Origin of the sequence: Bacillus pumilus (assembly GCF_038738535.1) — a bacterium.
GTDB lineage: Bacteria > Bacillota > Bacilli > Bacillales > Bacillaceae > Bacillus.
Window position 1 is genome coordinate 642,530 of sequence record NZ_CP046128.1, and the last position, 16,300, is coordinate 658,829.

At 44.8% G+C, this 16,300-nt stretch carries 3 protein-coding genes; all 3 read left to right on the top strand.

Going from position 1 to position 16,300, the window contains the following annotated elements; all coding sequences use genetic code 11:
* The first annotated feature begins 19 nt into the window (after positions 1-19).
* From GKC25_RS03170 to GKC25_RS03180, 3 genes are read left to right on the top strand one after another with little or no spacing between them, the layout of a single operon-like run.
* On the top strand, positions 20-9,109 hold the full coding sequence (locus GKC25_RS03170) for a non-ribosomal peptide synthetase/type I polyketide synthase (protein WP_342689910.1): 9,090 nt from the start codon (positions 20-22) through the stop codon (positions 9,107-9,109).
* A gap of 20 nt (positions 9,110-9,129) precedes the next feature.
* Entirely contained in the window at positions 9,130-11,799 is a 2,670-nt protein-coding gene (locus tag GKC25_RS03175; RefSeq protein WP_187704377.1) for a non-ribosomal peptide synthetase, read from the top strand.
* Positions 11,792-16,297 (top strand): type I polyketide synthase, encoded by a 4,506-nt coding sequence (locus GKC25_RS03180; protein ID WP_187704378.1) that lies wholly within the window; start codon positions 11,792-11,794, stop codon positions 16,295-16,297. The genes GKC25_RS03175 and GKC25_RS03180 overlap by 8 nt, the downstream gene beginning before the upstream one ends.
* Positions 16,298-16,300: the final 3 nt, after the last annotated feature.

Consider the following 16,300-nt stretch of genomic DNA (forward strand, 5'->3'; position numbering starts at 1 on the left):
AGAGAAAGGAGATGATCCCATGGCTTTACAGCCGCAGAAGCTGGATAAACAGAACATTGAAAATATGTTAGGTATCACTACGATCCAAGAGGGACTGCTGTTTCATCATTTAATGGAACCGAACGGAACAGCTTATTTTGAACAACTGCTGATCGAAATAGACGGACCGATAGATCGAGACATTTTTGAACAATCATGGACGAATGTCACCAAACAGCATGAAATGCTTAGAACATTGTTCAGATGGCAGGAACTCGCAAGACCAGTACAAATTGTGCTGAAGCAGCACCAGCCAGACATTCGATATCGTGATTTGACACAAGCTAAGGAGCCTCTTCATGTGCTGAAAGAGGAGGTGACGGCACAGAACCGAGAAGAACGCTTTGATCTGCAGGAAGTCCCATTTCGCCTGACGTTATGTGAAGTGAATGATGAAGTCAGCTGGGTTCTCATTAGCTTCCATCACATTTTATTGGACGGATGGAGCCTTGGGATTGTATTAAGCGATTGGATGAGTGCATATGAGCGCTTATCGAATGGGGACAAACCTCTTCTTGAACAAAGACCGTCCTACCAATCATTTGTCAAATGGCAGCAGAAAAACCTTCAACAGACAGAAGCACAAGCCGCCTATTGGAAAAATGTTTTCAATGGCTGGAGTTATGCAGAACTGCTTCAGAAGTCAAGCGGCGCATATGAAAATTCAGAAGTTTTTCATCAATATGAACATCAAGTGGATACTTCCATTGCGGAGAGCCTGAGCAAATTCACGAATCAATATGACGTGACGCTCGCATCTGTGATGTATACGCTGTGGGGAGTTTTGCTATCTAAGTATGCCAACCAAGATGATATTGTCTTTGGGACAACAGTATCAGGGAGAAATGCGGATGTCCCTCATATTGAAAAGATGACAGGGCTGTTCATTAACACATTGCCGCTGCGGGTCTCATTCGAACAAGAGCGGCCGATTCTTGAACAGATGCAGGAAGTGAGTCGTGAGATAGCTGTAAGAAATGAATATGAACATACACCGCTATCTGATTTAAAGAAATATGCAGGAATGACGGCAGAGCAATCGTTATTTGATTCAATCGTCGTCATTGAAAACTATCCACTAGATCAAATGCTCACGAAAAACGATCAGCCTATTCGTATTCGTGGATTTGAGATGACTGAGCAGACAGAATTCGATCTCACGCTTAGTGTCCAGGCGTTTGATGATCAGCTGCACTTTTCATTGGTGTATAACCCCGTCAGCTTTTCAGCTGAACAAATCGAAAAGTGGTGTCAGCATTTTCTTCATCTCCTGTCTGATGCCTGTGCTCATCCGCACAAATCTGCTGCTCAGCTACAGCTGCTATCAGAAGAAGAGAAAGAAAAGCAATTAGCGGTCTTCCGGCAGTATGGCGGGGCAACATCTAGCAATGAACCAACGGTGATTGACCTTTTTGAAGCACAAGTGGATCGAACGCCAGCGGCAGCCGCAGTTGAGTTTGGCGATACGACGGTTACATATGAACAACTCAATAAGAGAGTGAACCAGCTCGCACATTATTTGCAAAACAAAGGGGTCAAACAGGAGCAGCGTGTCGGCATTTTAGCAGAGCATTCCATTGAAATGGTGATAGCGTGCTTAGCGATCTTAAAAGCTGGCGGTGCATACGTGCCGATTGATCCTGAATACCCGCAGGAACGAATAGAATATCTATTAGAAGACAGCGGAGTAGAATGGCTCTTAACTCATCCAATTAAAGGGCTCACCTATGCTTATCATGGAGAAAAAATTGATATCACACAGCCGGATCTATACACCGGACCATCAGACAACTTGGCAGAAGCCATCACCTCAGACCAAACAGCCTACTGCATTTATACATCAGGTACGACCGGAAGACCTAAAGGTGTACTCATTCATCATCTTGGCTTAGCCAACTATATTGATTGGGCGAAGCAAGTATATGTTCGAGGAGAAACAAGGCATTTTGCTTTGTATACTTCACTGTCCTTTGACCTGACGGTTACTTCTATTTTCACGCCGCTCATTTCAGGAAATACCATCATGATTTACCACCATGAAAACCGGCAGCTGCTTGTCGAAGACATCATAAAAGATAATCGCGTACATGTGATGAAACTGACACCATCTCATTTACAGTTTATTAAGCATTTGTCTTTCCCAGACAGCCAAATGAAATGTTTCATTTTAGGCGGAGAACAGCTGGAAACATCTCTAGCGAAATCCATTCAGCAGTCCTTCCCGCAGCCAATTGAAATTGTGAATGAATATGGACCAACTGAAACGGTGGTTGGCTGCATGATTCATCGATATGACCAGGATTTTGATCAAGACGTGTATGTACCGATTGGAAAGCCTGCACAGCATACAGATATTCTTCTTTTTGACAGACATATGAATCTCATGCCGGAAGGAACCGTCGGTGAATTATATATTGGCGGGAAAGGTGTCGCAAAAGGCTATTTGAATCGACCGGAACTCACCGAAGAAAGGTTTGTCGATCACCCTTTCCAGCCAGGTGAAAAAATTTATAAAACAGGTGATGCAGCCCGCATTCTGCCTAATGGGCTCATTCAATTTTTAGGTCGAAATGATGATCAAGTGAAGCTGAGAGGCTATCGTATTGAAACAGGTGAAATTGAATTTTGGCTGAATGAACAGCCAGGTATGAAAGCAGCAGCTGTTGTTGTAAAGCCAGATGCTTCTGGTACACCATGTTTGGCCGCATATGTTGTCACGACAGCCAGACTTGATCAAGCTGCAATGAAACAAGCGTTGGCTGATCAGCTGCCGGATTATATGATCCCAACTCACTTTGTTCAATTGGATGATATGCCCCTGACTGCCAATGGCAAACTAGATAAACGGGCATTACCTGCTTTGAAACAGGCGCAGCAAACGAATAAGCAGGCGGGCGCTGCCCATCTTTCTGATACTGAGAAAGTCATTCAAGACATTTGGAAAAAAGTCCTCGGCTTAGATGAGGTAAGTGTTCATGACAAATTCTTTGACATTGGCGGGCATTCACTCAACTTAATCCACGTCAATCAACAGCTCGCTAAGCAATTGAACCAAAGCATTCCAATGGTCGAAATGTTCCGCCGTCCAACGATTAGAGAGCTTGCCGCATATTTAAGCGGCGATTCAGAGCAGGTAGCGGCAGGCACGCAGCCTGTGAAACAAAAGACAAGAAAAGCCAATGAGCCGATTGCCATTATTGGAATGGCTGGTAAATTCCCTGGTGCGAAAAATGTTGAGGCATTTTGGCGAAATTTGAAGAATGGAGAAGAATCAATTTCCTTCTTTTCCGATGAGGAACTGCTTGAAGCTGGTATTGACCGTCAAACCTTCGAACGATCCGATTATGTGAGGGCAAAAGGTGTAATTGATGGACCTGATTTATTTGACGCATCCTTCTTCGGCTATTCGCCAGGTCAGGCAGAAATGATGGATCCTCAAATACGCCTCCTGCATGAGTACGCCTATAAGGCGCTGGAAGATGCGGGGTATGTGCAAGAAGATTATACGGGTAAAGTTGGGTTGTTTACTGGGTCCACATCGAACTTTCAATGGATTCAGCGTTTTGCAGCTTCCCTTGATAGCAGCATGTCAGAGCTGTTTGAAGTGGGTTCACTCAATGATACGTACACCGTGAGTACAAGAATTGCCCATAAATTGAATTTGAAAGGACCGGCGCTCACGCTGCAAACCGCTTGTTCGACTTCTTTGGTCGCCTTGCATTTGGCCTGTCAATCCATTGCAAATGGTGATTCAGATGTAGCACTTGCGGGAGGTGTGTCGATCCTGCACCCAGTGAAATCAGGCTACGTTTATCAGCAGAACATGGTGAAATCAAGCGATGGCCATTGCCGCGCCTTTGATGATCAAGCAGATGGAACTGTTGGAGGAGATGGTGTTGGTCTTGTTTCTTTAAAAGCACTTAGTGAAGCCATAGAAGATGGTGACCATATTTATGCGGTCATTAAGGGCTCTGCTATTAACAATGATGGTGATCAAAAGGTTGGTTTCAATGCTCCAAGCGTTGAAGGACAGACACGTGTCATTCAGGATGCCTTACATCAAGCAGATGTTTCACCAGATACGATTGAATATGTGGAAACACATGGAACTGGAACATCACTTGGTGATCCGATTGAAATAGAGGCGCTCACAAAGGCTTTCGACACAGAGAAAAAACAATTTTGCCGTATTGGGTCTGTCAAAACCAATATTGGACATTTGGATGCAGCGGCAGGAGCAGCTGGCTTGATCAAAGCTGTGCTTTCGCTTCAGCATCACACATTTGTACCTAGTCTTCACTTCAAAAAAGCCAATGAAAACATTGCATTTGAGCATAGCCCTTTCTTTGTAAACACTGAGCTGACTGACTGGAAGCAGCCAGCTTCACATTTGCGGCGGGCTGGGGTGAGCTCATTTGGAATGGGTGGAACCAATGCACATGTCATATTAGAAGAAGCACCACAAAGAGATCGTCAGCAAATGCCTCGTTCTGCTGAGCTGCTTGTTCTTTCAGCAAAGAGCAAAACGAGCTTGGAACGAATGAAAGACAAACTCGTAAACCAAATAGAAAACACGCCTTCTATCAATTTGGCAGACGCAGCTTATACTCTGCAAACAGGAAGACAGTTCTTTGGTTTCCGTCAGGCATTTGTTGCGGCAAGCAGAGAAGATGCTTTGCGAGTATTAACAGAAAAGCAAGGCAAGGGCATTGGAAAGCTCATGCATTCGCATGTGGAGCAACAAAAGATTATTTTTATGTTTTCTGGACAAGGCAATCAATATCTCAATATGGGATTAGATTTGTACCGGGAAGAGCCTTACTTTAAGAAGCAAATGGATGCTTGTTTTCAAGCATATGAAGAAGCAACGGGGCGAAGTCTTGCCCGTATTCTTTACCCATTAGCGGCTGAAACAGACAAGGCGCGTGAAAAATTAGCAAGTACTCAATATGCACAGCCGGCCATTTTTGCCATTGAATATGCCTTATCCATGCTCTTCATTGAATGGGGCATTCGTCCTGATGCAATGATCGGCTATAGCTTTGGCGAATTAACGGCGGCCGCTATATCAGGGCTATTCAGCTTAAAGGACGCAATGTCCATGGTCGCCTATCGTGCGAATGCGATGCAATCGTCACCAGCTGGCGTCATGATGAGTGTTCCATTACCTGAGGAAGAGCTAAAACCGATGCTTCCAAAAGATATTTCTCTCGCGGTTGTCAATGATTCCTCATGTATCGTGTCAGGTCTAGAAGAGGCGATAAGTGAATTTGAACAAGAGCTGAAAAGCAACAGATTGATGTGTATGCGGTTAGGTGGAACCATTGCTGCCCACTCACATGTCATGAAGGAGGCAGCGGAGCAATTCGGAGAAAAATTAAAGCATATGAAAGCCAAAACACTTCGTATTCCATTTATTTCGAATTTGTCAGGAGATTGGATGACAGATACGAGTGCGAAAGATATGTCTTATTGGAAAAGGCATATGACCGATACAGTTCGCTTTGCTGAAGGCATCACCAATATTTTACAAGAGGACAATATTCAATTAATTGAGATTGGACCAGGACAAGATTTAAGCGTGATGGTCAACAGGTCATTGAACGGCCTGAATCAGCATGTATGTCATGTGCTCAGACATGCAAAACAAGATGTGACGGATACAGAATTTTTACTTGGGCAGATCGGACGTCTATGGACAAACGGATTATCCATTGATTGGAACAGGTTCCATCTAAACCGCCAGCCGCGGAAAATGCCGCTGCCAACGTATGCGTTTGATCAAACTTCCTATTGGTATGATGCAGCAGATCGTGTAAAGCACGAAAAACCAAAGCAGTCTGGACGAAAGCAGCAAATGGATGAATGGTTCTATACCCCTCATTGGGAAGCGGGTCTTTTACCTTGCGTGCCATCAGATGATTCGTCTGCCGGAGCCTTGCTTTTGTTTGCAGAGCCATCTGCTTTCGGAGAGAAGATTGCGGCTGAGCTCCTGACGAAACGGAACGAGTTCGTAGTGGTTCGTAAAGGAAATGAATTTACGAAGCATGACGAAAAAAGCTATACCATTCGGTCACATGAGCCATCTGATTATGAAAGGCTCATATCAAATCTGGCAGATGACGAAATCAACGTGTCAGAAGTTTGTCATCTATGGGGGCTTTCAGAACGACAGCCATCTCACACGGAAGAAGAATGGGTGAAGCAAACGCAGCAAGATGCTTATTACTCCTTGCTTTATATCGGCCAGGCATTGAAAAAATATGTTTTGGACCAAAAGGTATCGATTACCGTTCTTTCCTCATTGACGTATGCCGTTGGCGGGGAGCCTGAACTTTATCCTGAAAAAGCGATCCATCTAGGACCTGCCATGGTTATTTCACAAGAAACACCGAACTTGCGTTACCGCATTCTTGATATTGATCGCCCGGTGGAAAATGGGGTTCAAGAAAAGCGATTGCTGAAGCAAATAAGCGATGAGCTAGATCGAGCGTATGGACAGCTTCTCACGGTCTATCGACGAAATAAGCGATATGTGAAAAAGTATGCGAAAGGTTCAGTTCCCGAAACAGGACATGCTCATTTGGCTAAAAAAGATGGTGTCTACATTTTAATTGGCGGACTTGGGTTTATTGGATTGAATATCGCCCAGACTTTGGCCGAGCAAACGAAGGGAACCTTAATCTTAACGAGCAGGTCTGGACTCCCTGATAGAAGCAAGTGGCGAGAATGGCTGTCTACGCACGATGAACAGGATCCAACAAAGAAAAAAATACAAAAGGTAATGGCACTGGAAGAGACAGGCGCAGACGTTCTCATACAGAAAGTAGACGTTCGTCACAGGGAAGATATCCAGCAATTGATCAACACAGTGGATGCGTCATATGGACAGATCGACGGTGTGATCTATGCAGCTGGAGTGACAGGCGACCAATCTTTCCGGGTGATGGAGCAAACAGATGTCACATTTTCGGAGCCGCATTTTGAAGCTAAGATGAATGGCGTACTTCATCTTGATGCCGCCTTAGGTGATCGATCCCTTGATTTCTGTTTTGTACTGTCATCTTTGTCACCGATCTTGGGCGGCCTCGGTTTTACAGCCTATACAGCTGTGAATCATTTCATCGATGCGTACGTGTATGAACGCAATCTACGTTCAGAAACACAGTGGTCTGTCATTAGCTTTGACGGCTGGGAATTTGAGCAGGGGAAGCAGCTCGATCTTCCAATCGGAGATGATGTCACCGAAACGTTAATTACAGAAAAAGAAGGAAGAATGATCTTTGAACGATTGCTTTCACTGGATCAAGTGGAACAAATGGTTATTTCGACAACATCTTTACATGATCGTATTCACAGATATGTAGACCGTTTATCCCGTGAGGAAGAGAGCGGCGGAGAGCATGTACAAGATGGAAACTTGTATTCTCGGCCAGCGCTTTCAACGAATTATGCGGCACCTGAAACAGAGCTGGAGAAGGAATTAAGTCAACATTGGCAAGCATTCTTTAAGATTGATGACATTGGCATAGATGATCATTTCTTTGAAATGGGTGGAGATTCTCTTAAGGCGATTACCTTCATTGGCATCATTCATCGTGCATTTAGTGTAGAGCTGACACTGCCACAATTTTTCCAAATACCTACGATACGATTAATGGCAGCATATATCGACCAAGCAGATACTGCTGCTTATCATGCGATTGAAAAAGCCGAAGTGAAGGAGCATTATCCTCTGTCGTCTGCGCAAAAACGGTTGTATCTCATGCAGCAAATGGATGTAAACAGCACAGGATACAACGAGTTTAAAGCGGGGCGAATCAAAGGAAAACTCGATATCAGCAGGTTGGAATGGGCATTTCAGCAGCTCATTAAGAGACACGAAAGTTTGCGGACAGCGTTTGTACTAGAGAATGGCGTCCCTTATCAAAAGATTGAAGAAGAGGTACCATTTGCAGTCACATTGTTTGACCTCACAAAAGGATCGTCACAAGGATCTGAGGAAGATCAAAAACAAGTGATTGAACAATTTTTGACTGCCTTTACGTTAAGTGAGGCTCCATTGATGAGAGTCGGTGTGATGAAGCTGGCAAAAGAGGAATTCGTACTCATGCTGGACATGCACCACATTATCTCAGACGGTCTTTCTCAAGATATTTTGGTCAACGACTTTATGCAGTTATATGACGGCAGGACGCTTGAGCCTCTCGCTCTGCAATATAAAGATTTTTCAGAATGGCAAAATGACATGCTTGCGTCTGAAGCACTGAAAGAATCGAGTGATTACTGGAAAAACCGGTTAGAGGGTGCCCCGCTACTTGATCTGCCAACAGATTTCGATCGGCCAGAGGTGAGACAATTCCGCGGTGGGCATTATACGTTCCGTATAGAAGAAGCAGAGCTGAACGCGTTTAAGCAAATTATTTTAAAAGAAGACGCCACTCTGTTTATGGGTCTGTTAAGTGTGTATCAGATTTTGCTTCATAAATTAAGCGGACAATCAGATATCACGGTCGGGGTTCCGGTAGCAGGCAGAAAACAAGAGGAGCTGCAGCAAGTCATCGGTATCTTTGTCAATATGCTGCCACTTCGTTTATATCCTAAAGCAGAGCTGACGTACCAGCAATTCCTTCAGGATGTGAAGGCACATGTCATCGGTGATTTCGGACATCAAGAATATCAATATGAACAAATGGTTCAAGACCTCCAGTTAAGCCGGAGTGTCAGCCGGAATCTATTGTTTGATGCTGTGTTCGCCTTGCAAAATATGAATCAGCCAGAACTGAAGGTAGGCGGTTTAACCTTTAGTGATTATCCGTATGAGACAGGAACGTCGCGCTTTGATTTACTCTGGATTGCGTATGAGCAGGAAGATGGTCTTTCTTCAACGATTGAATATAATACTGAGCTTTTCAGTGAGGAAACCATTCAGCGGATTGCAGGCTTGCTGAAAGACATCATGCGGGCTGTTTCAGCAGATGCGATGAGAATAGAAGAGATCGAACTGACTTCTTCATTCAAGCAATTAGACGACGTATCTCTTTTCGAATTAGATGACTTAAAAATTTAAGTAAAGAGGTGAATGGAAGAGTGATTGAACATGATGATTTTCAACTGAAAGCAGCGGCGAAGGAAAAGGCGAGGGAAAGAGCCTACTGGACATCTGTCTTATCAAGTGTCCAGCTTGATGGCCGCATTCCTCATACGGTTTCGCAAGCCAAGCCTGCTGAAATAAACCGATCGCTTCATTCGTCCTTCCCTATGGCTATGAACCATTCGTTAAAGCAATTATGTGGAGATTCTGATTTACGCCTGTTTATCGTGCTGACCACAGCCGCTTTTGGCTTGCTTCAACGTTATAGCGGAAAAACTGAGTTGATGGTGACTGTTCCTACAATGGAACAGTCTGCCAATCAATCAGCCATTAATCATATGCTGCCGCTTAAGGCAGAGATTGAGCCTCATATGAGCTTTAGCGCAGGGCTAGAGGCGGTGAAACTAACGTTTCAGGAGGCAGTGCGTCATCAAAACTATCCTGTTCATATTTTAATGGATGAGCTTTGGCGTTCAGTAGGAGAAGACAAGAAGCGTGTCAATCTGGCATGTGCGTTTGAGCCATTGCATGGGCATGCTGACCGAGAGCAGCTGCATGCGGATGTGCTCATTGTTTGGAAGAAAGAACAAGATCACCTTCATGCTGAAGTTCACTGGGATGCTTCCATTTATGACGATCAAATGATGGAGCAGTTCTCCAGACATTTCATGACACTCACAGAGCAATGTCTCAAAACGCCTGAACAAGCGATGAGCACACACTCATTTTTATCTGATATGGAGAAAAGTCAGCTGTTTGATTCGTTTCAAGGAGAGTCGCTCGCTTATCCAGTGGATCGTGATATTGTGTCGTTATTTCAAGAACAAGTCCAATTGCATCCAGCACGAACGGCTGTTGTGTTTGGCACCACCTCCTATACATATGAAGAGGTTGATGATTTATCGAATCGCATTGCACTTAGACTGTCTCAAAGTGAGATGACACGTGAGACTCCAGTTGGTCTCAGAATGAACCGGTCTGCTGAACTGGTCATTGCCATTCTTGGCATCTTAAAGGCTGGCTATGCTTATTTACCGATTGATGTCCATCTGCCGATCGAAAGAATTCGGTATATGCTCAAAAACAGCGGTGCTGCAGTTATTGTCTCGGATGCGGACGGGCACGAAGGATTGGATGTCGAGGTTCATGTGATTCAAGACATGCTTCAAGAATCGCCAATAAAAGAGAATCTGACTTGGTCTATTTCGCCTTCGGATATGGCGTATGTCCTGTATACATCAGGAACGACAGGGCATCCAAAAGGGGTCGTTATTGAACATCGTCATGTCATTAATTTGGTATATGGAATGAAAACGCGCTTTTTTGATCTGCTCCCTGATCCTTTGCAAGTAGGGATGCTGGCTTCACACATTTTTGATGCGTCTGTTCAAACATTGTTCCCGGCATTGCTCCTCGGGCATACGCTGCATATTGCCAAAGATGAAGTCCGTATGGATGGGCATGCGTTATGGTCGTTTTACCAAGAAAACCACATTCAGCTGTCTGATGTGACCCCTTCTCACTTAAAGCTGATGAACAAGGCAGCAGCGCAATCAAAACAAGACCTGCCTGCTTTGAACATGCTGCTGGTGGGCGGAGAGGTGTTCACAAAAGAGCTGATGGATCAATTTTTACAGCATATATCAGGTGAAAAACCGATCATGATTAATGCGTATGGGCCGACTGAATGTACGGTTCAGTCATCATCCTTTTTGATTCCCCATGACTGGGACGAGCAGGTCATTCCTATTGGGCAGCCGATGCCGAATGAGCATATTTTCATATGTGACGCGCAAGGGGAGCCAGTTCCGATTGGCGTCTTTGGCGAACTATATATAGCAGGCGATGGTGTAGGTCGTGGGTACATCAATCACCCTGATCTGAGCAAGGAGAAATTTATCAAAAAACCAGAGCTGAGCAGCGGGATGTTATACGGTACGGGAGACCTTGCAAGATGGCGGTTTGATGGGTTGATAGAATTTGCTAAAAGAAACGATGGCCAAGTGAAAATCAGAGGGTATCGAATTGAGCTCGAGGAGATCCGCAGAGCGATTCTTGATGACCCGCATATGCAAGGACTGATTCAAGATGTCATTGTCATTCCTAAGGAAACGAAGGATCAGGACCAATACATTTGCGCATATATGCTGGCAAAACAAGCGATAGATCAGCGTGCGCTTCGTCAGTCTTTAAGTGAAAGGTTACCAGGTTATATGGTGCCGAGGCATGTCATTCAAATAGAACAATTTCCTTTGAATCTATCAGGGAAATTGGATATCCAAGCACTGCCGAATCCAGAAGATCAAGTGGCAGGCAATCAAGAGCCGTTGACCATTCAAGCACATAATGAAACAGAGCAGAAGCTTGTTCGCATTTTCGCATCTATTTTACAAGTCCCTGCTGCGCAGATACGTATAGATGAACCGTTTTTCGATTTAGGCGGGAACTCTTTTAATATCGTTGAACTGTCCAATAAAGTGAAAGAGGAATTTCAGCAGGAGCTGACAGTGATGGAGCTGTTCCAATATACAACTGTTTCGCAAATAGCCGCTCAATTGAGAAACAAAGTCTCAGGGCAAGAGAAACAGATCGAAAATGATGGAGAAAATGAAGCGGATGACTTAGAAAGTGCCGCTCAACTGTTAGGCGGGATGATAGATGAGTAAGTTCACAGGATTAGAGGTTGCAGTGGTTGGGATGGCCTGCCGTTTTCCGGGAGCAAAGAATATTCATCACTTTTGGGACAACCTTGCAAATGGAAGAGAGTCCATTACGTTCTTTTCGAAGGAAGAGCTGCTTGAGGCAGGGGTTGAGAAAGAAGCATTAGACCATGAGCAATATGTACGTGCCAAAGGAGCAGTCGATCAGCATGATCACTTTGATGCAGATTTCTTTGGTTATTCACAGCGTGAAGCAGAAGTAATGGACCCGCAAATCCGCATGTTTCATGAGGTGGCATGGGAATCCCTTGAAGATGCAGGCTATAACCCTGAAACCTATCAGGAACCGATTGGTTTATTTGGAGCTGCTTCTGCTAATTTATATTGGCAAGCTGCTTCCATGCTGATGAGAACGAATCACTCATCTGAACAATTTGCGGCTGTTCAGTTAACAGATAAAGATTTCATGAACACAAAGGTATCCTACAAATTGAATTTGAAGGGACCGAGCGTAGCTGTTGATACAGCTTGTTCTTCCTCTTTGACTGCCATTCATATGGCGGCGCGCGCCCTGATTACCGGAGAATGTAAAATGGCACTCGCAGGCGGCGTCACCATTACGACCCCTCACAAAAAAGGATACATGTATCAAGAGGGCATGATCATGTCGCCGGATGGGCACTGCCGGGCTTTTGATGAACAGGCAGAAGGAACCGTTGGCGGCGAGGGCTGCGGTGTTGTTGTGCTCAAATCATTAAAGCAGGCACTAAAGGATAAGGACCATATCTATGGCGTGATTAAAGGTTCAGCCTATAACAATGACGGCGGGCGGAAGGTTGGCTACACAGCACCAAGTATAGAAGGACAAAGCGAAGTCATTAAAAAGGCACTCAACATCAGTCGCGTAGAAGCTGAGAGTATATCTTATATTGAAGCACATGGCACAGGTACGACTCTTGGAGATCCAGTTGAAATTGAGTCACTAAAGCAAGCCTTTCAAACGGATAAAAAACAGTTTTGTGCGATTGGGTCTGTGAAAACCAATATTGGTCATCTTGACTCAGCCGCAGGGATTGCAGGTTTTATCAAGACAACGCTTAGTCTGTACCATCAGATGCTGCCGCCTAGCCTTCATTATAAAAAACCGAATCCGAAAATTGATTTTGAATCAAGCCCATTTTATGTAAATACAACACCCGTACCATGGACGAAATCAGAGCAGCCGCTGCGTGCCGGGGTCAGTTCATTTGGAGTCGGCGGAACGAATGTACATCTGATCATGGAAGAGGCACCCGCCGCCGACAAACCGTCAGTAGAAAGAGATCATGAACTAATGGTGATTTCGGCAAGATCGAAGCAGGCGGTTCAAAAGTCTGCTGAACAAATGACATCTTATTTAAAAGAACATAAGCATGTCACACTATCCGATGCTGCATTTACCCTGCAAGAGGGACGAAAGCATTTTCCTTATCGACAAGCTTTTCTTGCAGGTCCGGGCCGCACATTCCAGTCAGCCGGCCAGCCGCAAAAGGCCTTTCAACAGCCTGCGGTCGTTTGGATGTTTTCTGGTCAAGGTGCTCAGTATGTGAATATGGGCAAGGATTTATATGAGAAAGACCCTGAATTTAAAGAAACGCTTCAGAAATGTTTTGCCATTATTTTATCGTTATCAGGTGTTGAGATCGAGAACGTGTTATATCCAACAACCGAAGAAGAGTTCATAAAAGCAGAACAACTTATGCAGCAAACATCATATACACAAATCATCTTGTTTAGTTTTGAGTATGCGCTCGCATCGAAGCTGATGGGACTAGGCATACGTCCGCATTATTTCATTGGTCATAGTATTGGAGAAATCACAGCTGCCTGCGTGGCCGGTATGATCAACCTTGAAGATGCCATCCGGATCGTTTTAAAAAGAGGCAGTTTGATGCAAAAAATGCCTCCAGGTGAAATGGCCGGTGTGTCACTCCCTGCCGATGAGATTGAACATGATCTTCCAGAAGGTGTCGAGCTTTCTGCAGTGAATAGCTCACAATTATCTGTTGTTTCCGGTCCTTCAGAACGGTTACAGATTTATCTCGAACAAGCTGAAAAAAGAGGAGCTTCTGTCCAAAAGCTGAAAACCTCTCACGCCTTTCATACGAGTATGATGGCTGAAGCGTCCAAACAGTTTAAGAACGTTCTCTCGGAGATCACCTATCAGCAGGGCGAGATTCCGATCCTTTCGAATGTGACAGGGAGCTGGTTAACAAATGAACAAGCCGCATCACCTGATTACTGGGCATCTCATATCAGGCAGCCTGTTTTATTTAGTCAAGGAGTAGAGACGTTACTTGGACTTGGAGAAGTGGTTTTCATTGAAGTGGGGCCAGGTCATACGTTAACTCAATTTGTGAGACGACATGATGACTATGATGTGAACAAAGCAGCGGCTGTTTCATTGGTGAGACATCCAAAAGAACAAGCTGCTGATGATGAATATATGAAAAAGGCTATAGGGAAGCTGTGGAGTTTCGGAGTGGAACCGAATTGGAGCGCTGTCAGAAAAGAAAAGGCCCCATATCGAGTGTCACTGCCAACATATCCATTCGAGCATCAAATATTCCCCTCTCCGCAGTTTAAAGCGGATCAGCTGATGACCGCTTTAGCGCCATCAGAAAAGGGGGAGAAACTCTCAGCTGATTTTCAAGACTGGTTTTACATCCCGGTATGGGAGCGCTCTGCACCTGTACTAAAAGAGAAGCATCATCAAGGGAAGCGTATCTTGGTTTTTGAGAAAAATGGTCATATTGGCGCTTATTTGAAAGAACGGCATGCAGAGGTTGTCAGCGTATGTCAAAGTGATCATACGATCAAAGAAAATGACCAGTTGATGAAGGCTGACGTTCATATGCTGTCACATTTAGAGTGGGTGATGGCTGAACTGCAGCAATCTGAATTTATACCGGAAGAGATCATCTGGATGCATGATGAACTAACAGAAGATACCGATGATCAGCCAAACTACTTATCTGTGCTCGATCTAGTCAGGCTGATCAGCCAGTATCATAACACAGCCATCCGTCTTCATCTTGTGACAAACCAAGCGCATGATGTAATCGGGATGGAGAAGGTCAATCCTCTTCAAGCAACATGTACTGGGCTGGCTCTGACCATTCCTCAAGAATATCAGCATATTGCGTGTCAGCACATTGATTTATGTCAGGAAACAAAGGCGGACTGGCCGCTATTTCTTTCATACGAGGTTGCAATGCACGATCAAGATGCGGTCGTGGCGTATCGCGTGAACAGCAGGTGGGTTCGAAAGGCTTCAAGTACCCCTTTAAACAAAGAGGAATCGTCCAAACAGCTTTTCAGGACTCATGGCGTTTACCTCATGACCGGCGGTATGGGGGGCATTGGCTTCACATTAGCTAAACATTTAGCAGAAACGTATCAAGCGAAACTTGTGTTCATGAGCCGAGTACAAATACGTGAACGCTCTGCATGGCATGAGCTTCGTGATGCAGATGGGAAAGAAGCTGAGACCGTGAAAAAGCTGATGACTCTTGAAGAGTTAGGAGCTGATGTACAAGTTGTACACGGTGATGTGTCAGATCAAGATGCTGTGCAGAAAGCGGTCCAGCTGGCTCATACGTCATTTGGTGATTTACATGGTGTCATTCATGCGGCAGGAGAGGCAGATGGCAAGATCATCCAAGCAAGAACAGCAGACGATGAAATTCGCATGTGTCAGGCAAAAATCAACGGGACCTATGTGCTGGATGAAGCACTCAAGGATGAAACGCTCGACTTCTTTTTACTTTGTTCATCCCTTGTGTCCTTTCTTGGAGCGGCTGGACAAGTGGCTTATGCGGCTTCCAATGCTTTTATGGACAGCTTTGCTCATGCGAAGAGGCAGGAAGGGAAGCCAGTGATTTCTTTAAACTGGGATCGGTGGGAAAAAGTCGGTATGGCACACGACTCAGCATTAGTGGCCAAAGTCAATGACATGATGGCACTTGAGGAGCAGGCGGGAATTTTACCAGAACAAGGGATAAAGGCCTTTCAGGAAGTGCTGCGTCTAGATTATCCGCAAATTCTTGTTTCCGTTCGAGACATGGGTGAGAGAATGAAACATCGCTTAACACCTATGCAGCAGGAAGAAGAGCCGTCTCAAGAAATATCGCAGATCATAGATGATCGTCTAGAAGCATCATTGAGTGATGTACTCAGCTCCTTTTTTCATCATGAACCGGATGTGAATGAGAACTTCTTTGAAATGGGTGCGACATCCCTTGATTTGCTGCAGATGAGCGGTCATATCAAATCAATTTATGGCATAGAGGTTCCGGTGGTCATGATGTATAGCCACCCGACGATCGCGTCATTGGCTGCAGAACTGAAGAAGATACATGGAGTAAAGGAAGAAAAGCAAGCTGTCACTGAATCATCTAATCTCCGTAAACAGGCGATGGCAGATGGGAAAAACCGCCGTAAACAGAGATTAAAACGAAAATAGATG

Excerpts from the sequence above, each read along its gene's own strand:
- GKC25_RS03170 (WP_342689910.1), top strand. The coding sequence starts at position 20 with ATGGCTTTACAGCCGCAGAAGCTGGATAAACAGAACATTGAAAATATG.
- GKC25_RS03180 (WP_187704378.1), top strand. The coding sequence starts at position 11,792 with ATGAGTAAGTTCACAGGATTAGAGGTTGCAGTGGTTGGGATGGCCTGC.